The sequence below is a fragment of the Paraburkholderia sp. UCT31 genome (genome assembly GCF_014397655.1).
GTDB lineage: Bacteria > Pseudomonadota > Gammaproteobacteria > Burkholderiales > Burkholderiaceae > Paraburkholderia > Paraburkholderia tuberum.
On the sequence record NZ_VZQP01000019.1, the window covers coordinates 90,655 to 114,696 of the forward strand.

Below are 24,042 nucleotides of genomic sequence, written 5' to 3' on the forward strand. Positions count from 1 at the left end.
GAAGGCGGCGTTAGCTGAACCAGCACTGCTTCAGAATCGCGCTCGCGAAAAACACCGCGGCGATCGCGAACATCACCAACCCTATCCGCCTGTTGCCCGCGCGAATCTGCTCCGGCGTACGTCTTTCCTGTGGATTGCGCGTCATGCTCGACTTTCTGAGTACGGTTCTTGACTGGCGAGGCCGCCGCGCGAAGCGTCCGAGTCCGGTGGCGGCATATCGCGCCGCCGGAACCCGGCACCTCGCCGGGATGGGCTTACTCGACGGTCGGCGGATGCTCGAACGTGTGGAACGGAGCCGGGCTCGGTACGGTCCACTCGAGGCCCGTTGCGCCGTCCCACGGCTTGTCGCCCGCTTCTACGAGCTCGCCACCGCCACGGTAGGCCGGCAGCGCCACCGCGAACAGGAAGTACACCTGTGACAGACCAAAGCCGAACGCGCCGATCGAGATCACCTGGTTCCAGTCGGTGAACTGCGCCGGGTAGTCGGCATAACGACGCGGCATGCCCGCGAGACCGACGAAGTGCATCGGCAGGAACGCGAGGTTGAAGAAGAACATCGACGCCCAGAAGTGGATCTTGCCGCGCGTTTCGTTGTACATCCAGCCGGTCCACTTCGGCGACCAGTAGTACCAGCCGGCGAACAGCGCGAACAGCGACCCCGCCACCAGCACGTAGTGGAAGTGCGCGACCACGAAATAAGTGCCGTGATACTGGATGTCGAGCGGCGCCATGGCGAGCATCAGACCCGACAGGCCACCGAACGTGAACACGATCAGGAAGCCGACCGCGAACAGCATCGGCGTTTCGAAGGACAGCGAACCGCGCCACATCGTCGCGACCCAGTTGAACACCTTCACGCCGGTCGGCACCGCGATCAGCATCGTCGCGTACATGAAGAACAGCTGACCCGTGACCGGCATGCCGGTCACGAACATGTGGTGCGCCCAGACCATGAACGACAGGATCGCGATCGACGCGGTTGCGTACACCATCGAGCTATAGCCGAACAGCGGCTTGCGCGAAAACGCCGGGATCACCTGCGAGACGATCCCGAACGCCGGCAAGATCATGATGTACACCTCGGGGTGCCCGAAGAACCAGAAGATGTGCTGGTACATGACCGGGTCGCCGCCGCCTGCCGCATTGAAGAACGACGTGCCGAAGTGACGGTCGAACAGCACCATCGTGATCGCGCCCGCCAGAACTGGCATCACGGCGATCAGCAGGTACGCGGTGATCAGCCAGGTCCAGACGAACATCGGCATCTTCATCAGCGTGAGGCCGGGTGCGCGCATGTTCAGGATCGTCACGACGATGTTGATACCGCCCATGATCGACGACGCACCCATCAGGTGGATCGCGAAAATCGCGAAGTCCATGCCCGGGCCCATCTGCGTGGAGAGCGGTGCGTACAGCGTCCAGCCCGCGGCGGTCGCGCCGCCCGGCGCGAAGAACGAGCCGACCAGCAGGACGGCCGCGACCGGCAGCAGCCAGAAGCTGAAGTTGTTCATCCGCGCGAAAGCCATGTCCGATGCGCCGATCTGCAGCGGCACCATCCAGTTCGCGAAGCCGACGAACGCCGGCATGATCGCGCCGAACACCATGATCAGCCCGTGCATGGTGGTCAACTGGTTGAAGAACTCGGGACGCATGATCTGCAGACCCGGCTCGAACAGTTCGGCACGGATCATCAGCGCCATCACGCCCCCGGACAGGAACATGGTGAACGAGAAGATCAGGTACAGCGTACCGATGTCCTTGTGGTTGGTTGCGAACAGCCAACGGCGCCAGCCATGCGGCGTTTCGTGGGCATGGTCGCCGTGCACGTGCTCGTGGCCCGCGACTACATCGTGTCCGATGCTAGACATGACAATCTCCTAAAGCGAATTCTGCGGTGCTGACCATGAACACGTCAGGCTGCCGGGCTGATCTGAACGCGCCGGGCTTCCTTCGCGTCGGTGCCGCCGGTGATCGTTTCCGGCTTCTTCAAAATAATATGATCGTCGGCAATGCCGGCTGCTTTCAGCGCGTCGCGAACGGCTTCGGCACGACTCTTCGCGAGCTTCGCGTTGACGTCGGCGGAGCCGGTTGCGTCGGTGAAGCCCGACAGCGTGAATTTCGCGTCCGGATGCGCCTTCGCGTAGGCCGCGGCCGCGTCGACCGCCGCTTTCGCGTCGGCCGGCAGCGTGCTCTTGCCGGTCTCGAAGTAGATGCTCGCCGGCAGCGCGGCCTCTGCGTTGTTCGAAGCAGCCGCGCCAGCCTCGTTGCCCGATGCGGCCGGTGCGGACGCCGCTTCTGCGCCCGACGCTGCTTCCGCGCCCGATGCCGCAACGGCGCCGCTCGCGGCAGCACCGGCGTTGGCCAGATGATCGCCGCCTTCCGGCAGCTTGCCGTTGCGCGCGTCGGCGACCTGCTTCGGCTGCAGGATGTCGCCCGTGTGGTTGCCCCACGAGTTACGTTCGTACGTGATCACCGAGGCGATTTCGACGTCGTTCAGCGTCGGCGCCCACGAAGGCATCGCGTTCTTGCCCTTCAACACGAGACTCACGTGCTGCCCGATCGGACCGTTGGCGATCTTGCTGCCGTCGAGCGCCGGGAATGCGCCCGCGCCCTTGCCGGTCGGCTGGTGGCAGACCGCGCAGTTCGACGCGTAGACCTTGCCGCCGCGTTCCATCAGCTCGGCCATCGTGTAGGTCTTGTTCGGATCGTCCTGGCCGGCGGCCATTTTCTTCTTCTCCTCGTCGACCCACTTCGCGTAGTCGTCGGCAGACAGCACCTCGACGACGACCGGCATGAACGCGTGTTCCTTGCCGCACAGTTCGGTACAGAAGCCGCGGAACGTACCGGTGCGGTTGGCCTTGAACCACGTGTCGCGCACGAAGCCGGGAATCGCGTCCTGCTTCACGCCGAAGGCCGGCACGTACCAGGAGTGGACCACGTCGTTCGCGGTGGTGATGATGCGGACTTTCTTGTCGACCGGCACCACGAGCGGATTGTCGACTTCCTGCAGATACAGCGTGGAGATCGGCTCGCGGCCATCGGTTTGCGCGCGCGGCGTGGCGAGCGTGGACAGGAAGCCGATGCCCTCGCCCGGACCCTTCACGTAGTCGTAGCCCCACTTCCACTGGTAGCCGGTGACCTTGATCGTGAGGTCGGCGTTCGAGGTGTCCTTCATCGCGACGACGGCCTTGGTGGCGGGCAGCGCCATCAGCACGACGATGATGAACGGCACGATCGTCCAGATGATTTCGACGGTGGTGCTTTCGTGGAAATTGGCTGCGTTGTGGCCTTTCGATTTGCGGTGCGCGAAGATCGAATAGAACATCACGCCGAACACACCGATGAAGATCACGGTGCAAAGTCCCAGCATGAACATGTGGAGGCTGAACAGCTCCTCAGCGATTCTCGTTGCAGGCGGCTGGAGATTGATCGCGTTGACGGCAGGGCCGCCCGGAGCATCGCCCACTGCCAGGGCGGCACCGGCGAAAAGCAGTCCGCTCGTCGCCAGCACGCTCATGAGCGCTCGCTTGATTGTTTTCATAGCTTCCTTACCCAAATTTTCCATTCAAACCCCTCGACCCCGCTGGCAGCGTGTCGCGCCCCCTTGAACGCCGCGCGTCCGGCACCATCTAACAACGTGCCAGCCACATACGTAGTTCGCCTGCGAACTGCGCGCGCCGATTCTGCGCGAGGTGTTGCCCGATCATGATCGTCTGCCCGCGCGAGACCAGCTTGATCTGATCGCGCGGCGTTGCGCCCGGCTCTATCCGCACCCAGCGCGGATTGAATTCGAACTGCGTAATCTGCTCGGCGCTGACCTGCTCGATCACGAGCCGGTTCGGAAACAACCGGATGCGCTCGTAATCGACAGCATGACGCGCATATATTGCAAACGCGATACCTACGGCCAGCAATTCGATTCCGGTGAACGGCAACACCAGCCAGGCGCCGACCAGAACCAGCATGAATGCAATTGCCAACGAAAACAACGCAAGCGACACGTACAGACAGACGAACTGCCGCGGCGATATCGAACAGTTGCGCTTCATGGTCCAGTCCCTGAGGACCGGTTCTGAATCCGCCAGCAGATGATCTGATGCGCCCATCGCTGCCTCCTGCGAATCGTCGAGTCCGGCCTGCCTTCTTTTACTTCCGGATGCATCTCGCGGCCGCCGTTCGAGTCACTGTTTCCAGCATCACTCGCGAGCGCGCCAACCCCTACCGCATCACTTCATTTTGCAGCCCCGCGCCTCGGGCTTGCCACCCCAAATGTGGGAACCTCGGGTGACAAACTGACGCATTATAGGCGCGATCCATAGCATCGACAAGCAAGCCCCGATCGGCCCGCAAGCCAGGCGCGACAAGCCTTCGCGCCATTTTGCCCGGCATTTTGCGGCTCTTTTGGAGGGCAAATCCCAGGCATAACGGATGTCCTCTTTACCGCTTTTGCAACACGTCAACCGCACCGTCGGCAAGCAGTTGATGACAGCACCGCAATCTGCTATCCACGGTTGCCCGGACCTCGTCCGATGTCCTCGAGCCGCACGATGCCATGTCCTTCCGCCGTGGTGCGCGGCACGGCTTTCCATGCGTGGCCGTAGATCACCTCGAAGGTCAGCGCGATCGTGCCGTCGGCGCGCCGGCGCGCTTCGAGCGCGGCGAGCAGGGCTTTGTGCAACCGACGCGCGAGCACGCCGTCATGCGCATCGCGCTCGAACGGGTACGCGCCCCAGCGACGCACATCCGCGAGCAGCGACTCGGGCGACTTATAGGTGATGGTCAGCGTCTCCTGGTCCATCACCGGAATCTCGAAGCCGGCCTCGACGAGCATGTCGCCGAGGTCGTGCATGTCGACGAAGTCGATCACATGCTTGCGAGACGCGACGCCGTGGGCGGCCTCGATCTCGGCGTAGGCACCGCGCAACTCCTTCAGCGTATCGGGGCCGAGCGTGCTGAACATTAGCAGGCCGTTGACCTTCAGCACGCGCTGCCATTCGGGAAAGACCAGATCGGGCCGCGAGTGCCAGTGCAGCGCGAGGTTGGACCAGATGAATTCGAATGCGCCGGACGTGAACGGCAGCGCGGAGAAATCGGTTTGCGCGAAGCGCGGGCCACGCGCGCCGAGCGCCTTGCCGAGCGAGGCGGGAAGAAAGCGCCGCCAACTGGTGTCGCCGGCATCGTGACGCAGCGCGCGGCGGAGCATGCCGTGCGACAGATCAGCGCCGAACACCGGCGCCTCGGGAAAGCGTTCGCGCAATGCGGGGAGGTCTTCGCCCGCGCCGCAACCGGCGTCGAGCACGCTCGAGGGCGCCACCTTGATGTAATCGAGACGCTCGCGCATGCGCTGCGCAATCTCTCGCGGCAGGAACGCAACCTCGTCGAAGGTGGCAGCGCGACGGTCGAAAATACGCCTGAGGCGCCGTGAATCGTAGGCCGGACGGCCAGATTGAGCGGATGTTGGGGACATGTGTGTCGTGCTGGCGTGAGCTCGAAGTATACTCGTTCGTTCCCCTCCATTCAGCGAGAACGGCTTTCACCGGCGCTCACTCGTGCGATTCCAGTCATTTTCTTCGTCGTGTCGAAATCAGGTGGCGCGTTTTGCGCGCGGACTGCATTCGGCATGGCCGCGGGCCTTGAACGCCGCGCTGCCGAACCTGTGCGCGTTGTGCGGCAATTTGTCGCATAAGACGTTGTGCGACGGTTGCGACGCGGCCTACTGGAACGAGAGCCGGCTGCGCTGCACCGTTTGCGCGGTGCCGTTGCCGGCGTCACGCTGGGTCGCTCAGGCGCGGTATCGCTGCGCGGATTGCGTGGCCGAGCCGCCGCCGTTCGACGCGAGCTTCGCGCTCGCCGACTATCGCGCGCCGCTCGATACGCTCGCGGTCGGCCTGAAGTTCCGCGCCCGGCTGATGCTCGCGCGAGACTTCGCGCAACGCCTCGCGCGGCTCGCTGAAGCCAATTGGCACGACGCGGCCGAGCGGCCCGACGTGATCGCGCCTGTGCCGCTCGCCGGTCGCCGTCTGGTCGAGCGCGGCTACAACCAGGCCTGGCAGATCGCGCGGCCGCTCGCCCGGGCGCTCGGCGTGCGCGGCGACCCCACGCTGCTCGAACGAACGCTCGACACCGCGCCGCAATCGCGCCTCGATCTCGATGCGCGCCGGCAGAACGTCGGCCGAGCGTTTCGCGTCGCGCGCCCAGTGCGCGGCCTGCACGTCGGCATCGTCGACGATGTCATGACGAGCGGCGCGACGCTCGAAGCGCTCGCGCATACGCTGAAGGCCGCCGGCGCGCGGCGGGTTACGAACTTCGTCGCGCTGCGCACTCCGAAAAACTAGCTTTTACGTGGTCTTCTTATGTTCAACGTCGTTCTCGTAGAACCCGAAATTCCGCCCAACACCGGCAACGTGATTCGCCTGTGCGCGAACACCGGCGCCCGGCTGCACCTGATCGAGCCGCTCGGCTTCCCTCTCGACGACACCAAGATGCGGCGCGCCGGCCTCGACTATCACGAGTACGCGGAAATGAACGTGCATGCCGATTGGGACGCGTTCATCGCGAAAGAAACGCCCGACGCGTCGCGCATGTTCGCATTCACGACGCGCGGCTCGGGGCGCTTTCACGACCACGCGTTTCAACCGGGCGACTGGTTCGTGTTCGGCGCCGAAACGCGCGGCCTGCCCGGCACGGTGCTCGAGCGCTTTGCGAACGAACAGCGCGTGCGTCTGCCGATGCGTCCCGGAAATCGCAGTCTGAATCTGTCGAATACGGTGGCGATCGTGGTGTTCGAAGCGTGGCGTCAGGCCGGCTTCGAAGGCGGCGCCTGACGGCGTTCGAGCTCGGCCTCGTAGCGTGCGAACATCGCGTCGTCGAAGCACGCGAACGTCACGTGCTTCATGTGTGGTGTGCGCGGCAACGTGTCGAGTACGGTCGCGACCGCGATGCTGACCGCATCGTCGGCGGGGAAACGGTAGATACCGCAGCTGATCGCTGGAAACGCGATGCTCGTGCACTGAGTTTCGCGCGCGACTTCGAGTGAGCGCTGATAGCACGATGCGAGCAGGTCGGCTTCGCCATGCGCGCCGCCACGCCACACTGGACCGACCGCGTGAATAACATGCTTCGCGGGCAGACGATAGCCGGCGGTGATTTTGGCGTCGCCGGTCGCGCAGCCGCCGAGCGTTTCGCATTCGCGCAGCAACTCCTTGCCGGCCGCGCGATGAATCGCGCCATCCACACCGCCGCCGCCGAGCAGCGAAGTATTCGCGGCATTGACGATCGCATCGACGGCGAGCGTCGTGATATCGACCATGCGCGCTTCGAGCGTGCACGTGCCAAGACTGAGATTGAAGGTGGGCATGGGAACCTCGCTGACCCGAGTCTCGCTCACGAAGTGGACAACCCGAAGTGGACGACCAGGCGAGGCAGCCGTTCAACGCGAATTTCCGCTAAACGGCTGATAGAAAAGGCTTTATTCCGCCTTCGAATCGCGCCGCAGGAGCGCGCTAACCGCATCGCGCGGCGCCACGCCGTCGAACAGCACCGCGCAGACCGCCTGCGTGATCGGCATTTCGATTGCATGAGCACGTGCGATCGAGAGTACCGCCCGCGCGCAGCGCACGCCTTCGGCCACGTGACCGAGACCGCCGAGGATGTCGTCGAGCGTGCGGCCCGTGGCGAGTTGCAGGCCCACGGTGCGGTTGCGCGACAGATCGCCGGTGGCAGTCAGAATCAGATCACCGAGGCCGGTCAACCCGGTAAAGGTTTCCGCGCGCCCACCGAGCGTCACGCCAAGGCGCGACATTTCGGCGAGGCCGCGGGTGATCAGCGCCGCGCGTGCATTGAGGCCGAGGCCGAGGCCATCGGCGATGCCCGTGGCGATGGCGAGCACGTTTTTCACCGCGCCGCCCACTTCGACGCCGACGACGTCGTCGCCGGTATAGATGCGCATCGCGCCGTGATGGAACGCCGCGACCGTGCGTTCGCGGCACGCCGCCGACGGGCTCGCGATCGTCAACGCAACCGGCAGCCCCTGCCCGACTTCGCGCGCGAAGCTCGGTCCGGACAACACGCCGTTGCTCGCATGCTCGGGCAATTCCGCCGCGACCGCCTGATGCGGCAACAACTGCGAATCCGCTTCGAACCCCTTGCACAGCCACACGATATGCGCGGGCACCTTGCCCGCATCGCGCATCGCGCGCAACAGGCCGCGCAGGCCAGCCACGGGCGTCGCGACCACGCACAGCGCATCGTCGTCGAGCGCGTGATCGAGCGCCACTCCGAGATCCGCTTCAAAGCGAAGCGCGGGCGGCAACGCGACGCCCGCCAGATAGCGGGCGTTTTCATGCGAAGTGGAAAACTCGGCGATGAGCGCGGACTCGCGCGCCCACAACACCGTGTGGTGCCTTAAGGCCAGATGGCCGGCGAGGGCGGTGCCCCAGGCGCCAGCGCCGAGAACGGCGACTTTCATAGCCGGCACTGCGCGCGGCGCCTTAATGCGTGACGCCTTTTTGCGCCGCGCCGTCCTGCTGGGCCGCGCTCATCTGGGCGAGACGCTGCTCGTACAGCGCCTGGAAGTTGATCTCGGCGAGGTGGATCGGCGGGAAGCCGGCGCGGGTGATCGCATCGGCGATGTTCGAGCGCAGGTACGGGAACAGGATGGTCGGGCAGGCAATGCCGACGAGCGGATCGATCTGCTCGGCAGGAATGTTGCGAATGTCAAAAATGCCGGCCTGTTTCGCTTCGATCAGGAACGCGACCTTGTCCGACACCTTGGCCGTGACCGTGCCCGTCACGAGAATTTCAAACACGGATTCGGCGAGGCGCTCGGCCTTCACGTCGACTTCGACTTCGACCGACGGCATTTCCTGCTCGAGGAAGATACCCGGCGAATTCGGCTGCTCGAGCGACATGTCCTTCAGATAGATGCGCTGGATGTTGAAGAACGGCTGGTTATTCTCTTCGGACATGATGGTGATTCCTGATAGGTGTGCGTGGCGGCGGCCGATGCACGCATGGGCCGCCAGATTATTGCGCCGGCTCGCCGGCTCCACGAGGAGCGCGTGCGCCGGCTTATCGAGTGGTCCGCCCGCTCGCGCGGCGCGAAACGCGCGAACTCAGGCTGCTTCGAGCAGCGGCGTCAGACCGCCCGCGCGATCGAGCGCGGAAAGGTCATCATAGCCGCCCACATGCGTCTCGCCGATGAACACCTGCGGCACCGTGCGACGACCGGTCCGGGTCATCATCTCCTCACGACGGCCCGGGTCCTTGTCGATCAGTACTTTCTCAACGTGCTCGACGCCGCGCGACTTTAAAAGACGTTCGGCCATCTGGCAATACGGGCACACCTGGGTGCTGTACATGATCACTTTGTTCACTTGGCTGCTCCTTGTTTCACAACCGGCATACCGGCTTTCTGCCAGGCATCGACGCCGCCCTCGAGAACATGGACTTCCGCGTATCCCGCTTCCTGCACGATACGCGCGGCCTTGTTCGACTGCTGGCCGGTCTGGCACACCAGCAGCACCGGGTTGCTCTTGTTCTTCGCGAGTTGCGTGACTTTCGCCTGCAACTCTGCGAATTCGAAATGCCGTGCCGAGGGCAGGTGCCCCTTGGCGTAATCGGCGGACGGCCGCAGATCGATGACCGCCGCGTTGCGCCGGTTGATCAGTTGGGTGGCTTCAGCGGCCGACAGGCCGCCACGTCCACGCCGACTGATGGTCGGCCACAGCAGCAACCCACCAGAGATAAGGACGATTGCGATCAGGACAAGGTTTGTGTATTCGGTGAAAAACTTCACGGAAGATCCGCCGGAAAGAGAGAAATCGAAAAGGTCAACCCGAGCATTATAAAATAACCGTTCGACGCGATGGCGATGCGCCGCCCGAGGCGCCGCGCAGCGCGAGACCGCTTCCTCACTACCGACCGGCAACTCTCATGTACAAACTCGTTCTCATCCGCCACGGCGAATCGACCTGGAACAAGGAAAACCGCTTCACCGGCTGGGTCGACGTCGACCTCACCGAGCAGGGCAACCTCGAGGCGCAGCAGGCGGGCGGGCTGCTCAAGGAATCGGGCTATACGTTCGACATCGCCTACACGTCGGTGCTCAAGCGCGCGATCCGCACGCTTTGGCATGTGCAGGACCAGATGGATCTGATGTACCTGCCCGTCGTGCATTCGTGGCGCCTGAACGAACGCCACTACGGCGCGCTGTCGGGTCTGAACAAGGCCGAAACCGCCGCGAAGTTCGGCGACGAGCAGGTGCTGGTCTGGCGCCGCAGCTACGACACGCCGCCGCCCGCGCTCGAGCCCACCGACGAGCGCGCGCCGTACACCGATCCGCGCTACGCCAAGGTGCCGCGCGAGCAACTGCCGCTGACCGAGTGCCTGAAAGACACGGTCGCGCGCGTGTTGCCGCTGTGGAACGAGTCGATTGCGCCGGCCATCAAGTCGGGGCGCAGCATCCTGATCGCCGCGCACGGCAACTCGATCCGCGCGCTGGTCAAGTATCTCGACAACATCTCGGACAGCGACATCGTCGGCCTCAACATCCCGAACGGCGTGCCGCTCGTCTATGAACTCGACGACAACCTGAAGCCGATCAAGCACTACTATCTCGGCGACCAGGACGCGATCGCCAAGGCGCAAGCCGCGGTCGCGAGCCAGGGCAAGGCGGGCTGATCCGGCATTTCCGGGCGCGGCCCACGCCACGAAAACGCGCGGGGCCGCACGCAGACAACCGGGCCGACAAGAAATTCTGTATTGCGCCCGGCGGTCAGATTCAGAGGCCCGCTGCAGGGTTCACCGTAGCGGCGAGCGCATCCGCTGGCCTTGCGCGGCAACTCTCAGTTCCGACCCGCCGAGTGCCATGTCGTACGGCTCGCCATCCGCGGCTCGGGTCGCAAGAACCAGGACCTTCCCGTACTGTCGAAGCACGATTGCCTGCACCGCGCCCTGAGCAGGCGGGTGTGCAGTTATACTTGTCCGTCCAAATCTTTATCGACGCTGCCACGCGCTTCCGACCGCAACAGACTCTATGCGAAAGAACCTGAAAAATATCGGCCTGATTGCCGCGGGCCTTGCTACCGGTGTCTTTGCCACCCTGCAATACTCCGCCTCGGCCCAGCAACCCGCTAGCGCTGCGGTCGCCCCGCTGCCGCTAGACCAGCTCAGGCTTTTCGCCGAAGTGTTCGGGCAGATCAAGCACGAATACGTTGAACCGGTCGACGACAAGAAGCTGCTCACCGCCGCGATCAAGGGCATGGTGTCCAGCCTCGACCCGCACTCGTCGTACCTCGACAAGACCGACTACGAAGAGCTGCAGGAGCAGACCAAGGGCCGCTTCGCGGGCCTCGGCATCGAAATTTCGTCGGAAGACGGCCTGATCAAGGTGATTTCGCCAATCGAAGACACGCCCGCGTTCCGCGCCGGCATCCGTCCGGGCGACCTGATCACGCGCATCAACGACAAGCCCGTGCGCGGCATGACGCTCGACCAGGCGGTCAAGCAGATGCGCGGCGACCCGGGCACCAAGGTCACGCTGACCATCTTCCGCAAGACCGACGACCGCACGTTCCCGCTCACCGTCACGCGCGCGATCATCAAGGTGCAGTCGGTGAAGGGCAAGATCATCGCGCCGGGCTTCGCGTACGTGCGCATCACGAGCTTCCAGGAACGCACCACGCCTGACCTCGCGGCCAAGCTGCAGGATCTCGCGCGCCAGGAGCCGAACCTGAAGGGCCTCATCCTCGACCTGCGCAACAACGGCGGCGGTCTGCTGCAAAGCGCGGTCGGCGTCGCGGGCGCGTTCCTGCCGCCGAATTCGGTGGTGGTGTCGACCAACGGCCAGATTCCGGATTCGAAGCAGATCTATCGCGACACCTACGATAACTACCGTCTGCAATCGTTCGACAGCGATCCGCTCAAGGACGTCCCGGCCATCTTCAAGACCGTGCCCATGATCGTGCTGACCAACGCGTATTCGGCGTCGGCGTCGGAAATCGTCGCGGGCGCGCTGCAGGATCAGCACCGCGCGCTGATTCTCGGCAAGACCACGTTCGGCAAGGGTTCGGTGCAAACCGTGCGCCCCCTGACGGCCGACACCGCACTGCGCCTGACCACCGCGTATTACTACACGCCGAGCGGCCGTTCGATCCAGAACAAGGGCATCCGCCCCGACATTCCGGTCGATCAGTACGCGGACGGCGATCCGGACGACGCGCTCGTGACCCGCGAAGTCGACTACTCGAATCACCTCGCGAACACGCAGGACCCGAACGAGAAGAAGGAAGCGGAGCAGCGCGAGCAGGAGCGCATGGAGCAACTGCGTCAGCTCGAAGAGCAGAACGACAAGAAGACGCCGGAACAGCGCCAGAAGGAGCGCGAACGCAAGCCGGTCGAGTTCGGTTCGGCCGACGACTTCATGCTGCAACAGGCAGTCGACAAACTCGAAGGCAAGCCGGTTCAGGAATCGAAGTCGTTGATGGAACGCCGTCTCGCGCAGAACAAGCCGGACACCTCGGCCTCCGCGCCGGTCGCGGTGAAGCCGACGCAACCGGTGCCGGGCGCATCGGGACCGGCGCCGGCTTCGGCACCGGTTCCCGCTGGCAAGTAAGCTGACCAACAGGCAGCGAACCCCGCGCGTGTCTTCGCAGCACGATAGTCTGCGAAGACACGCGGCAACAGTTTCAGCAAAAGCCGCCGCCTAACCGGTGGCGCATCACGGCAAGCCGCAACCGCCACCCTCCCCGCGCGATTAAAATTACAGCCACGAATGCGCGCCGCGGCCCCTCGGCCTGCCTCTCCTTGCGCGACACAGCGACATAGCGACACACCCCACGCGCCCCGCCATGAATGACGATCAACTCCTTCGCTACTCCCGCCACATCCTCGTCGATGAAATCGGCATCGAGGCGCAGCAGCGTTTTATCGACGCCCACGCGATCATCGTCGGCGCGGGCGGGCTCGGTTCGCCAGCCGCGCTGTATCTCGCGGCGGCGGGCGTCGGCCGTCTGACGCTCGTCGATGCCGATACCGTCGACCTGACTAATCTACAACGACAGATCCTGCACGTGAGCGCGTCGGTTGGACGTAGGAAGGTCGAGTCCGGGCGCGACATGCTCGCGCGGATCAATCCCGAGGTCGTCGTCAACGCGGTGGCCGAGCGCGTCGACGATGCGTGGCTCGACCGCGAGGTGCCGCACGCGAGTGTCGTGCTCGATTGCACCGACAACTTCGCGACGCGTCACGCGATCAACCGCGCGTGCGTCAAGCATCGCGTGCCGCTCGTGTCGGGAGCGGCGCTGCGCTTCGACGGCCAGATCAGCACTTTCGATTTCCGCGATGAAGCGTCGCCGTGCTACGCGTGCGTGTTTCCCGAAGACCAGCCGTTCGAAGAAGTCGCATGCTCGACGATGGGCGTGTTCGCGCCGACGGTCGGCATCATCGGTTCGATGCAGGCTGCCGAAGCGCTGAAGGTGATCGGCGCAATCGGCACGCCGCTCGTGGGCCGCCTGACGATGCTCGATTCGCTGCGGATGGAATGGAACACGATGCGCATCGGACGTCAGCCGGATTGTCCGGTGTGCGGCCACGCGCACGGGTCTTGAGGCGGTTCTGCACTGCCCGTTCGCTTGACGCCGAAATAGCAGAACGCCGCACATGTGCGGCGTTTTTTCGTTCAACGAGGCAAGACGATGCGCGTCAGATTCAAACCAGCGCGACCCGCTTGAGCGCCGCCTGCACCTCCTCCGGCTCGAACGAAGCCAGCACGTCGGCAACGGGCTTTTCGAGCGTCTTCAGATGCGAGCGCAGCACCTCCTGCTTGACCTCGAGGAGTTGGCTCGGATGCATCGAAAACTCGGTCAGACCCATGCCGAGCAGCAGACGCGTCAACGCCGGATCGCCCGCCATCTCACCGCACACCGACACGGGCACGCCCGCGCGCTTCGCCTCGCGCAGCGTGAACGCGATCAGATGCAGCACGGCCGGATGCAGCGGGTCGTACAGATGCGCCACCGCGTTGTCCGCGCGATCGATCGCGAGCGTGTACTGAATCAGATCGTTGGTGCCGATCGACAGGAAATCGAGCCGCTTCAGAAACAGCGGCAACGCGATCGCGGCGGCCGGGATCTCGATCATCGCGCCCACCTGCACGTTCGGATCGTAAGCGATACCCGCGTCGTCGAGTTGACGCTTCGCTTCGCGGATCAGATCGAGCGTCTGGTCGATTTCCTGCGCGTGCGCGAGCATCGGGATCAGGATCTTCACCCTGCCGAACGCCGACGCGCGCAGGATCGCGCGCAACTGCGTGAGGAACATCTGCGGCTCGGACAGGCTCCAGCGAATCGCGCGCAAACCGAGCGCCGGATTCGCGGCGGTCTCGTAGCCGTCGCCGCCCATCGAATCGAGCGGCTTGTCGGCGCCGACGTCGATCGTGCGGATCGTGACCGGCAAGCCGTTCATCAGTTCGACCGCGCGACGATACGCGCTGAACTGCGCCTCCTCTTCGGGCATCCGGTGCTTGTGATTCATGAACAGAAACTCGGTGCGGAACAGACCCACGCCGGTCGCGCCCGATTCGACCGCCGCGCGCGCGTCGTCCGGCAACTCGATGTTCGCGCACAGTTCGATGCGAGTGCCGCACAGCGTTTGCGTCGGCGAGAACTTGAGCCGTTGCAGCTTGCGCTGCTCGAGCTCCTTCTCGCTTTGCCGGTACGAGTATTCCTCGAGCACGATCGGCGCGGGATCGACGATCACGATGCCGTGGTCGCCATCGACGATGATCAGATCGTCCTGGCGGATCAGCGCGCTCGCATGCTGCACGCCGACCGCGGCCGGAATGCCGAGGCTGCGCGCGACGATCGCGGTGTGCGACGTGCGCCCGCCCAGATCGGTGACGAAGCCCTGGAACGTCTGCGTCTTGAACTGCATCATGTCGGCCGGCGCGATGTCGTGCGCGACCACGATCATCTCGTCGCACGCGCCATGCACGTTGCCGACGATGCCCGGCGCGCCCGCGAGCGCCTTCAGCACGCGCTCGACGACCTGCTCGATATCGGCCTTGCGCTCGCGCAGGTATTCGTCTTCGATAGTGTCGAAATGACGCGACAGTCTTTCGAGCTGTTCGGTCAGCGCCCATTCCACGTTGTAGCGGCGCGTGCGGATCAGGTCGATGGTTTCCTGAACGAGCATGACGTCGTTCAGGATCATCGTGTGAACGTCGATGAACGCGCCCATTTCGCTCGGGGCATCCGCGGCAAGATCGGCGCGCAATACGTTGAGTTCTTCATGCACGCGCTGCTGAGCCGCGCGAAAACGCCCGACCTCCCCTTCGATCTGGGGCGGTTCGATCAGATAGTGGTCTACGTCGAGTGCTGCCGGGGCGATCAGATAGGCCCGCCCGATGGCGATACCGCGTGACACGGGAATTCCATGCAGCGTGAATGACACGCGCACCTCCTCTAGTTGTGTAATGCCGCGGCAAACCGCTGCAATGCTCTCAGACTGTACTAGGCATTATAAATTCCGCGCCTTTTTGAAGTGTGTCAGCGGTGTGTGCAGCGCAGCACGGATTATCGCAATGAGGTGCCCTCGTACCCGGCGAAGCTTCGCTTTATACACGTCGCGCAAAACATATGGTTTAAACATTGAAAACGCATGTCGTCTTACGCACTCTTCCCGATGGCTTTCGCGCCGCTTCTAGATCCCTTTAATGTCGATTAACGGCGCGCCTCTTCTGATATTCAGATGTCGGCGGCGAAAAAAAACCGCGGACTGAGCCGCGGCATTTTCGGGTTTGTCGAACGCAAAGCGCGCGGCTTTATTGACCTTCGCCAAATTTATCGGCGATCAGTTTCAAGAGCGCGTCCATCGCGTCCTGTTCGTCGGCGCCTTCCGTTTCGATCAGCACGGTACTGCCGATGCCCGCGGCCAGCATCATCACGCCCATGATGCTCTTCGCGTTGATACGACGGCCATTGCGGCTCATCCAGATTTCCGCCTGGTAGTTGCCCGCGAGTTGCGTCAACTTGGCCGACGCGCGCGCGTGCAGCCCCAGCTTGTTCACAATTGTCGTTTCCTGTTGCAGCATGTGATGGTCCGAAGCGCGGGTGAATGAAATGGTGAAACGTGTTACTGCAAAGCGGCTTCAATGCGATCGGCACCGTTGTGAAACCGCTTGAATTTGTCGAAGCTTGCCTGCTAACCAGCCCGGCTTACAGGCCGGGCGCGTCCGTCTTTTGCGTCAGATCGGCATCGGCCGGCAAAGCGGGAACACAGTCGGCGGCCGCCGCGTCAGGCGGCAGCGCCGGCAGGCACTCGGCAGCGGACACTGGCGGCGTGACCGGTGTCGGCATCGCCGGTCCGATCGCGTGCACGCCCTTGGTCGCACCGGCGAGCGCCTTGTCGACGAGCGTGTCGAGCGGCGTCGCGCGATAGCAGACCGCGCGCACCAGCATCGGCAGATTGACGCCGCACAGCACACGCACGTCCGGCACGGTGGCGAGCCGGCCCGCGATGTTGGCCGGCGTCGCGCCGAACATGTCGGTCAGCACGAGCGCGCCGTTCTCTTCCTTCAGCCGCACGACTTCCGAATTCGCGAACGCGACGACCTGCGCAGGATCGCAATCCGGCGACACGTCGATCACGCCGATACGCGCCGGCAAACCGCCATAGATGTGGGAAATGCAATCGCGCAACGCGGTGGCGAATGGAGCGTGCGCAATGATCAGAATGCCTGCCATGTCAGCCTTACTGCAAAAGAACGGCCCCAAACCGTGGACCGGGACTCGAGCCCGGTTCGCCATCGCCCCGGACCGGCCGTGGGTCGCGAGGGCGGGAATGCATCGTCGGGCGAGCGGGCATTGTAGCAGCCTCATTTTCGCGCCAACCCCGACGCCACGCCTGATGCGGATTTACTACACAGATTGGGGGTGCAGCCGGGCAATCAAGGCCGCTGCGTCGGCGCGCCACGCGAGCGCCACGCGTCAGCCGACCGCGCGCTCCAGCGCGTCGACGAACATCGCGGCGACGTCGAAGCCGGTCTGGTCCATGATCTCGCGGAAACACGTCGGGCTCGTGACGTTGACTTCGGTGAGCCAGTCGCCGATCGCATCGAGTCCGACCAGCAGCAGGCCGCGCGCCGCCAGCACCGGCGCGAGCGTATCGGCGATCTTGCGATCCTGCTCGCTGAGCGGCCGCGCGACGCCCAGTCCGCCGGCCGCCAGATTGCCGCGCACCTCATTACCCTGAGGAATGCGCGCGAGCGAGTACGGCACCGCTTCGCCGCCGATCAGCAGGATGCGCTTGTCACCTTCCTTGATCTCGGGGATGAATTTCTGCGCCATCACCGAGCGCGCGCCGTCGTGGCTCAGCATTTCGAGGATCGAGCCGAGGTTCATGCCGTCCGCCTTCACGCGGAATACGCCCATGCCGCCCATGCCGTCGAGCGGCTTCAGGATCACGTCGCCGTGCTGTTCGTGGAACGCGCGCAGACGCGCCGGGTCGCGAGTGACCAGCGTCGGCGCGACGAACTGCGCGAACTCGCCGATTGCGAGCTTCTCCGAATGATCGCGGATCGCCTGCGGTTTGTTGAAGATGCGCGCGCCGCCACGCTCGGCCAGTTCGAGCAGCCAGGTCGACGTCACGTATTCCATGTCGAACGGCGGGTCCTTGCGCATCACGACCGCGCCGAAGCTCGCGAGCGCGCGCGGCGTGGCGGGATCGGCGGCAAACCAGACATCACGATGCAGATCCGTGGTATCGCCGACGATCGCAATGCGCTGCACGTTCGCCTCGACATCGCCGCCCGTCCACGCCAGATGCTTCGGCTCGCAGGTGTACACCGTGTGACCGCGCCGCGCCGCTTCGGCCATCATCGCGTAGGTCGTGTCCTTGTAGATCTTGAAATGGCTGAGCGGATCGGCGATGAAAAGAATGTCCATGAAAGTCCCGGTGCGCCCTGAGGGGCGTGACATTGTTCGTCAATATAGTCTTTGAAGACGGCGATGGCGGCACGCATGCCGCCATCCTGCCGCGCGAGGCGGCTTAGACCTGGATCGCTTCAGGATCGGTCTTTTCGAGTTCGACCGATGCGGCCAGCAACCCGAGCCGCGCCACCACGCCATACATATAGAAGCGGTTCGGCGGCGCCGCGCCGGGCTTCGCGTGCGCATCGGGCAGCGCCGTGTGTTCGAAGCCGAGCGGCACGAAGTGCATGCCCGGCGCGTTCAGGTTCTGGTCGCGCTCGCGGCTGCCGTGCACGCGATAGAAGCCGCCCACCACATAGCGGTCGATCATGTAGACGACCGGCTCGGCGACTTCCTCGCCGATGCGCTCGAACGTGTAGACGCCTTCCTGCACGATCACGTCGTGCACTTCGAGGCCGTCTTTGGTCGCGGCCATGCGCGTGCGTTCGCGCTTCGTCAGCGCGGCGACTTCCGACGCGTCGTGCACGGTCATCACGCCCATGCCGTAGGTGCCCGCATCGGACTTGATCACGACATACGGTTTTTCGGAGATGCCGTACTCGCGATACTTGCGCGCGATCTTCTTCAGCACGCCGTCGATCGCATCGGCAAGGGCTTCCTCGCCGGTGCGCTGCTGGAAGTCGACGCCCTCGACATGCGCGAAATACGGATTGATCATCCACGGATCGATCTCGACCATCTTCGCGAACTTCTTCGCGACGTCGTCATAGCACGAGAAATGCGTCGACTTGCGACGCACCGCCCAGCCAGCATGCAGCGGCGGCAGCAGGTACTGCTCGTGCAGGTTTTCGAGCACGGGCGGAATACCGCCGGACAAATCGTTGTTCAGCAGGATCGAGCACGGGTCGAAGTTCTTCAGACCAAGGCGCCGCTGCGAGCGCTCGAGCGGTTCGAGCACCAGCTTCTGGCCGTCCGACAGCGCAATCGTGACCGGGCCGTTGATGGTTTCGTCGAGCGTGCCGAAGCGTACGTTCAGACCCGCCTGGCGCATGATCGACGCAAGCCGGGCGACGTTTTCGAGGTAGAACGCGTTGCGGGTGTGACGCTCGGGAATGACGAGCAGATTCTTCGCGTCCGGGCAGATCTTTTCGATCGAGGCCATCGCGGCCTGCACCGCGAGCGGCAGCACTTCCTGCGGCAGATTGTTGAACGCGCCGGGAAACAGATTGGTGTCGACCGGCGCGAGCTTGAAGCCCGCGTTACGCAGATCGACGGAACAGTAGAACGGTGGCGTGTGCTCCTGCCATTCGAGCCGGAACCAGCGTTCGATAGCGGGCGTGGCGTCGAGGATCTTCCGCTCGAGGTCGAGCAGCGGGCCGTTTAACGCCGTAACTAGGTGCGGAACCATTGATCACTCGCAGACTGGAGAAAAAAGATTGTAGAGCAAATGCTTTGTCCATTTGGGGACGGTTTCTCCATTCGCAAGCAGACTCGAATGCATTCTCCCTATCTCGATGATAGGCGCGGAAAATCGCCGTTCGCAACCCGATCAGCAAGAAAAAAGCCCGCCATGAAGGCGGGCGAAATTGCTGCGCTTGCTTAACCATTTTTTCTTACTGACGGGCCCGCGAGCGCGGGCCGAACCGGGACAGGTTCTCCGTTATTCGACTTTCTCGCCGTGCAGGCTCACGTCGAGGCCTTCGCGCTCCTGCTCTTCGGTCACGCGGATGCCCATCACCAGGTCGATGATCTTCAGCAGCACGAAGCTCACCACGCCGCTGTAGATCAGCGTCGTCAGCACGCCCTTCGCCTGCAGGATCACGCTGCCGTCCGAGCCGCTGATGTCCTTGACCGCGAACACGCCGGTCAGCAGCGCACCGATGATCCCGCCGATGCAGTGCACGCCGAACGCGTCGAGCGAATCGTCGTACCCGAACTTGTGCTTGAGCCACGTGGCCGCCCAGAAGCAGACCACACCCGCGACGATACCGATCACGAGCGCGCCGACCGTGCCGACGAAGCCCGACGCCGGCGTAATCGCCACCAGACCCGCGACCGCGCCTGACACGATACCGAGCACCGACGGCTTGCCCTTGGCTGCCCATTCGGCGAACATCCACGCGAGCGCCGCCGCGGCGGTCGCCACCTGCGTCGCGAACATCGCGAAGCCGGCACGGCCATCCGCTGCCACGGCCGAACCCGCGTTGAAGCCGAACCAGCCGACCCACAGCATCGCGCCACCGATCAGCGTGAGCGTCAGGTTGTGCGGCGCCATTGCTTCCTTGCCATAGCCGACGCGCTTGCCGAGCACCAGACAGCAGACCAGACCCGCGATACCGGCGTTGATGTGCACCACCGTGCCGCCCGCGAAGTCGAGGATGCCCGCGCTAGCCAGCCAGCCGCTCGGCTCCCACACCATGTGCGCGATCGGCGAGTAGACGATGATCGACCACAGCGTCATGAACACCAGCATCGCCGAGAACTTCATGCGGTCCGCGAAGGCACCGGTGATCAGCGCCGGCGTGATGATCGCGAAGGTCATCTGGTAGACGAAGTAGACCGTCTCGGGGATCGTCGGCGCGAGGTGGCTGACGGTCAGCGTCGTGGCCTTGTCGCCCTTGATGTAGTTCATGCCCGTCATGAACACGCGCGAGAAGCCGCCGATGAACGAGCTGCCCGGCGTGAACGCGAGGCTGTAGCCGACCACGGTCCAGACGATCGTCACCACACAGGTGATCGCGAAGCTTTGCATCAGCGTCGCGAGCACGTTCTTCTTGCGGACCATACCGCCGTAGAACAGCGCGAGACCCGGGATCGTCATGAACAGCACCAGCGCGGTGGAGGTCAGCATCCACGCGGTGTCGCCGGAGTTGATCTTCGATGAATCGACCGAGAACGGCGCGGTCGGGGCGGCCGGCGCGGCCGCGGCGGCGGCCGATGCATCGGCGGCGGCCGGTGCGCTTGCGGCCGGCGCGGCGGACGCATCGGCGGCGGGAGCCGAGGCCGCCGGGGCAGCGGCTGCGGCGGAGGCGTCCGGTGCGGGCGCGCTCGCCGTCGTATCGGGAGCGGAGGCGGCTGCGGGAGCGGACGCATCGTCCGCGAGGGCGGTGCCGACACCGCCCGCGAGCAGCGAGCCGGCCATCAGCAGGGACATCATTAGTTTGCGCATCTTGGTTTTCCTCTTGCCGCTATCCGTGTCGCTATGTTCTGGTCTTTTACAGTGCGTCGGCGCCGGTCTCGCCGGTGCGGATCCGAACCACCTGCTCGATCGGCGTGACGAAGATCTTGCCGTCGCCGATCTTGCCGGTACGCGCGGCGCGCTCGAGCGCCTCGATCGCCTGATCGACGATGTCGTCCGATACCGCCGCTTCGATCTTCACCTTCGGCAGAAAGTCGACGACGTATTCGGCGCCCCGATACAGCTCGGTGTGGCCCTTTTGCCGTCCGAAGCCTTTGACTTCAGTCACCGTGATGCCCGACACGCCGATCGCCGACAGGGCTTCGCGCGCTTCATCCAGCTTGAACGGCTTGATGATTGCGGTAATGAGTTTCATGAAATCCTCGCTAGTTATTGCTGATCCGTTGTTATTGCTGATCCGTTGTGCCCCGTGGCGGCGGTCTCCTGCGCTACCGGGAAAAGCGCCCTGGCAGTGCGCGCGCGGGGCAGTAACAGCAACTCCTATGCCACGTTGTGTCGGAGCGCGCCTCGCGCGCGTGGCGCAGCGCGCCCGAGCGGCCTTGTCCGAACGGCCAGCGGCGCGGCGGGCGGTGGCGCGGCGGGGGGATCGTTGCTAGAGTGTTCGAACGTTCTGAACGCGAGGGCGCGCACCAAACACGCTCACGCGGCCGCGGCAACCAATACGTCGCGCGCACCAGGATCGCCCGCTTGCCGTAACGGGGCACGGGCGCAATGAAACATGCACACTTTTTGTGCACCAAGGGGAACACGATGAAACAACCGAACGACGTTTTTAACGACTTCCAGGCCCGCGTCAGCGATCTGTTCAAGAATTCGCCGGCCAAGGATGTCGAACGCAACGTCAAGGCAATGTTGTCGCAGGGCTTCTCGAAGCTCGATCTGGTCACGCGCGAGGAATTCGATACGCAGACCCAGGTGCTCGTGCGTACGCGCGCGCGCCTCGAAGAACTCGAACGCCGCGTCGCCGAGCTCGAACAGAAATTGCCGCTCACGCAGACGCCGTAAGCGCTGCTCGCAGCCTTCGCGCTGCGCAGTGCCGCACATCACAGGCAAGCGAGCCGTGACGTCATCAGCGTTTTAGGGGATTTGCGCGCGATGTGAGCGCGCCGTCCGACGGGAGAGAATATGTCGCTTGCCGTGGTGCGCAGCCGCGCGCCGGCCGCTGGCCGTGCGCCCGAAGTGACCGTCGAGGTTCACCTCGCCAATGGACTGCCGTCCTTTTCGATCGTCGGCCTGCCCGACCTGGAAGTGCGCGAGAGCCGTGAACGCGTGCGCGCGGCGCTGCAGAACTGCGGTTTCGATTTTCCAGTCCGCCGCATCACCGTCAACCTCGCGCCGGCCGATCTACCGAAAGAATCCGGTCGTTTCGATCTGCCGATCGCGCTCGGCATCCTCGCCGCAAGCGGGCAGATTCCCGCCGAATCGCTGCTCCATCGCGAGTTTGCCGGCGAGCTGTCGCTGACCGGCGCGCTGCGGCCGATGCGCGGCGCGTTCGCGATGGCCTGCGGCACCGCGCGCGGCGCGCTGGCGAACGCCGGCAACGCCGACGCTTCATCTGAAGCCCGTTCTGCGTTGCCCGCCCTCCTCGATCAACTAGCCGCACCGGCCTTCCATACCCCACAGCTTTACCTGCCGGCCGCGAGCGCGGCGGAAGCGGCGCTCGTGCCCGGCGTCGACGTGTTCGGCGCCGCCGATCTGCCGTCGCTATGCGCGCATCTCGCAGGCTCGCCGGACGCGCGTCTTAGTCCGGTCGCCGCGCCCGAGCACAACGAGCACGCCGCCGCCCCGTCGCCGGACATGGCCGACGTGATTGGCCAGCGCGCCGCTCGGCGCGCCCTCGAAGTCGCGGCGGCCGGCGGCCATCACGTGCTGCTGATCGGACCGCCCGGCGCCGGCAAGTCGATGCTCGCGGCACGCCTGCCCAGTTTGCTGCCGCCCATGACCGACGACGAAGCGCTTGCCTCCGCCGCGCTACTGTCCGCGAGCCGCATCGGCTTCAAGCCGTCGCAGTGGCGTCAGCGGCCGTTTCGCGCGCCGCACCATTCGTCGAGCGCGGCGGCGCTGGTCGGCGGACGCAATCCGCCGCAGCCCGGCGAGATCACGCTCGCGCATCTGGGCGTGCTTTTTCTGGACGAGCTTCCCGAATTCGATCGGGTGGTGCTCGAAACGCTGCGCGAGCCGCTCGAAGCTGGCCGCATCACGATCTCGCGCGCCGCCTGGCAAGCGGATTTCCCCGCTGCCTGCCAACTGATCGCCGCAATGAACCCGTGCCCGTGCGGCTGGCGCGGCGATCCGGGCGGGCGCTGCCGCTGTACGCCTGAAGTTGCGGCGCGCTATTTGCGGAAATTGTCGGGACCGCTGCTCGACCGCATCGACATCCAGCTCGAAATTCCAGCACTGACCGCCACCGAACTCGCGGCACGCGCCGCCACCACCGGCGAAGCAAGCGTGGCGATTGCACAGCGCGTGAGCGCTGCGCGCGAGCGGCAACTGGCCCGGCAAGGCAAGACCAACCGCGAGCTGGACGGACGCGAAGTCGACGATGTATGCCGCCCGGACGCAGCGGGCGAGGCGCTGCTGCGCGAAGCCGGCGAGCGCTTTGGCTGGTCGGCGCGGGCGTACTACCGGGTGTTGAAGGTCGCGCGCACCGTCGCGGACCTGGCTGGCGCGGCGATGCCGAGCGCCGCGCAGGTCGCCGAGGCAATCCAATACCGCCGCGCTTTTGGCTCGTTATGAGGAGAAAAAACGACTGTCAAGACTTGACTTATTCACACACGCGCGATCCTGTTAGATTTTGATACAACTCAAAAGGGCGCAGACGCGCATCTCGCCAGTCTGTTGATTTCATTGTATTTTTTTAAATTCCCTACGCCTGTGAATTTTGCCGGAAGGCCCGCCTGATGGGCTTTTGCGGCC

Annotated in this window: 24 protein-coding genes; 7 read left to right on the forward strand and 17 right to left on the reverse strand. The window is 64.4% G+C overall.

What is annotated here, in order from left to right:
• Window positions 1-10 precede the first annotated feature (10 nt).
• The 5 genes from F6X40_RS41870 to F6X40_RS17980 form a co-directional block, all read right to left on the reverse strand.
• Window positions 11-145: a cytochrome oxidase small assembly protein gene (locus F6X40_RS41870; protein WP_018419308.1), complete on the reverse strand. Its 135-nt coding sequence runs from the start codon at window positions 143-145 to the stop codon at window positions 11-13.
• Window positions 146-254: 109 nt separating this feature from the next.
• A complete protein-coding gene (gene ctaD, locus F6X40_RS17965) occupies window positions 255-1,868 on the reverse strand; it encodes a cytochrome c oxidase subunit I (protein WP_184026602.1) in 1,614 nt (537 codons plus the stop codon).
• 44 nt (window positions 1,869-1,912) lie between these two features.
• Complete coding sequence (gene coxB / locus F6X40_RS17970; RefSeq protein WP_187628751.1) at window positions 1,913-3,565, reverse strand: cytochrome c oxidase subunit II; 1,653 nt, start codon at window positions 3,563-3,565, stop codon at window positions 1,913-1,915.
• A gap of 64 nt (window positions 3,566-3,629) precedes the next feature.
• Entirely contained in the window at window positions 3,630-4,106 is a 477-nt protein-coding gene (locus F6X40_RS17975) for a DUF2244 domain-containing protein (protein WP_184026596.1), read from the reverse strand.
• Between the two features lie 395 nt (window positions 4,107-4,501).
• Window positions 4,502-5,467, reverse strand: coding sequence for a methyltransferase domain-containing protein (locus F6X40_RS17980; RefSeq protein ID WP_187628752.1), 966 nt, complete (start codon window positions 5,465-5,467; stop codon window positions 4,502-4,504).
• A gap of 121 nt (window positions 5,468-5,588) precedes the next feature.
• Here F6X40_RS17980 and F6X40_RS17985 point away from each other — a divergent pair, with 121 nt between their 5' ends.
• A complete protein-coding gene (locus F6X40_RS17985) occupies window positions 5,589-6,335 on the forward strand; it encodes a phosphoribosyltransferase family protein (protein WP_409340024.1) in 747 nt (248 codons plus the stop codon).
• 18 nt (window positions 6,336-6,353) lie between these two features.
• Complete coding sequence (gene trmL, locus F6X40_RS17990) at window positions 6,354-6,824, forward strand: tRNA (uridine(34)/cytosine(34)/5-carboxymethylaminomethyluridine(34)-2'-O)-methyltransferase TrmL (RefSeq protein WP_090802877.1); 471 nt, start codon at window positions 6,354-6,356, stop codon at window positions 6,822-6,824.
• Here the strand turns inward: trmL and F6X40_RS17995 are convergent.
• The 5 genes from F6X40_RS17995 to F6X40_RS18015 all read right to left on the reverse strand — a co-directional run bounded on the left by F6X40_RS17995 (window position 6,797) and on the right by F6X40_RS18015 (window position 9,796).
• A complete protein-coding gene (locus tag F6X40_RS17995; RefSeq protein ID WP_187628753.1) occupies window positions 6,797-7,357 on the reverse strand; it encodes an O-acetyl-ADP-ribose deacetylase in 561 nt (186 codons plus the stop codon). The genes trmL and F6X40_RS17995 overlap by 28 nt on opposite strands.
• A 111-nt stretch (window positions 7,358-7,468) precedes the next feature.
• Window positions 7,469-8,467: an NAD(P)H-dependent glycerol-3-phosphate dehydrogenase gene (locus F6X40_RS18000; protein ID WP_187628754.1), complete on the reverse strand. Its 999-nt coding sequence runs from the start codon at window positions 8,465-8,467 to the stop codon at window positions 7,469-7,471.
• A 22-nt stretch (window positions 8,468-8,489) separates the two neighbouring features.
• The gene (gene secB, locus F6X40_RS18005; RefSeq protein WP_187628755.1) at window positions 8,490-8,966 is read right to left on the reverse strand and encodes a protein-export chaperone SecB; all 477 of its coding nucleotides are present in this window, start codon (window positions 8,964-8,966) and stop codon (window positions 8,490-8,492) included.
• Window positions 8,967-9,113: 147 nt separating this feature from the next.
• Window positions 9,114-9,374, reverse strand: coding sequence for a glutaredoxin 3 (gene grxC, locus F6X40_RS18010; RefSeq protein ID WP_090802871.1), 261 nt, complete (start codon window positions 9,372-9,374; stop codon window positions 9,114-9,116).
• Window positions 9,371-9,796 carry a rhodanese-like domain-containing protein gene (locus F6X40_RS18015; protein ID WP_013088271.1) on the reverse strand — a complete coding sequence of 142 codons (426 nt, stop codon included), beginning with the start codon at window positions 9,794-9,796 and terminating at the stop codon, window positions 9,371-9,373. Before F6X40_RS18015 ends, grxC begins: the two co-directional genes overlap by 4 nt.
• Before the next feature lie 137 nt (window positions 9,797-9,933).
• Between F6X40_RS18015 and gpmA the strand changes: the two genes are divergently transcribed.
• From gpmA to F6X40_RS18030, 3 genes are all read left to right on the forward strand, one after another.
• Entirely contained in the window at window positions 9,934-10,680 is a 747-nt protein-coding gene (gene gpmA, locus F6X40_RS18020) for a 2,3-diphosphoglycerate-dependent phosphoglycerate mutase (RefSeq protein ID WP_184066970.1), read from the forward strand.
• A 355-nt stretch (window positions 10,681-11,035) separates the two neighbouring features.
• Entirely contained in the window at window positions 11,036-12,613 is a 1,578-nt protein-coding gene (locus F6X40_RS18025) for a S41 family peptidase (RefSeq protein WP_187628756.1), read from the forward strand.
• Between the two features lie 235 nt (window positions 12,614-12,848).
• A complete protein-coding gene (locus F6X40_RS18030; RefSeq protein WP_184054036.1) occupies window positions 12,849-13,607 on the forward strand; it encodes a HesA/MoeB/ThiF family protein in 759 nt (252 codons plus the stop codon).
• Window positions 13,608-13,707: 100 nt separating this feature from the next.
• On the opposite strand, the gene ptsP is transcribed toward F6X40_RS18030, so the two are convergent.
• From ptsP to F6X40_RS18065, 7 genes are all read right to left on the reverse strand, one after another.
• On the reverse strand, window positions 13,708-15,450 hold the full coding sequence (ptsP, locus tag F6X40_RS18035) for a phosphoenolpyruvate--protein phosphotransferase (RefSeq protein ID WP_090805570.1): 1,743 nt from the start codon (window positions 15,448-15,450) through the stop codon (window positions 13,708-13,710).
• Window positions 15,451-15,820: 370 nt separating this feature from the next.
• Window positions 15,821-16,090 carry an HPr family phosphocarrier protein gene (locus F6X40_RS18040; protein WP_184066964.1) on the reverse strand — a complete coding sequence of 90 codons (270 nt, stop codon included), beginning with the start codon at window positions 16,088-16,090 and terminating at the stop codon, window positions 15,821-15,823.
• A gap of 124 nt (window positions 16,091-16,214) precedes the next feature.
• On the reverse strand, window positions 16,215-16,742 hold the full coding sequence (locus tag F6X40_RS18045; RefSeq protein WP_187628757.1) for a PTS sugar transporter subunit IIA: 528 nt from the start codon (window positions 16,740-16,742) through the stop codon (window positions 16,215-16,217).
• Window positions 16,743-16,985: 243 nt separating this feature from the next.
• Entirely contained in the window at window positions 16,986-17,942 is a 957-nt protein-coding gene (gene gshB / locus F6X40_RS18050; protein WP_187628758.1) for a glutathione synthase, read from the reverse strand.
• Between the two features lie 103 nt (window positions 17,943-18,045).
• Window positions 18,046-19,335: a glutamate--cysteine ligase gene (gene gshA / locus F6X40_RS18055; RefSeq protein WP_018434736.1), complete on the reverse strand. Its 1,290-nt coding sequence runs from the start codon at window positions 19,333-19,335 to the stop codon at window positions 18,046-18,048.
• 252 nt (window positions 19,336-19,587) lie between these two features.
• Window positions 19,588-21,096 (reverse strand): ammonium transporter, encoded by a 1,509-nt coding sequence (locus F6X40_RS18060; RefSeq protein WP_187628759.1) that lies wholly within the window; start codon window positions 21,094-21,096, stop codon window positions 19,588-19,590.
• Window positions 21,097-21,142: 46 nt separating this feature from the next.
• On the reverse strand, window positions 21,143-21,481 hold the full coding sequence (locus F6X40_RS18065; RefSeq protein WP_013088261.1) for a P-II family nitrogen regulator: 339 nt from the start codon (window positions 21,479-21,481) through the stop codon (window positions 21,143-21,145).
• Between the two features lie 395 nt (window positions 21,482-21,876).
• On the opposite strand from F6X40_RS18065, the gene F6X40_RS18070 reads away from it, so the two are divergent.
• Both F6X40_RS18070 and F6X40_RS18075 read left to right on the forward strand, forming a co-directional pair.
• Entirely contained in the window at window positions 21,877-22,131 is a 255-nt protein-coding gene (locus tag F6X40_RS18070) for an accessory factor UbiK family protein (protein WP_026228952.1), read from the forward strand.
• Window positions 22,132-22,251: 120 nt separating this feature from the next.
• Window positions 22,252-23,862 carry a YifB family Mg chelatase-like AAA ATPase gene (locus tag F6X40_RS18075; protein ID WP_184068570.1) on the forward strand — a complete coding sequence of 537 codons (1,611 nt, stop codon included), beginning with the start codon at window positions 22,252-22,254 and terminating at the stop codon, window positions 23,860-23,862.
• Window positions 23,863-24,042: the final 180 nt, after the last annotated feature.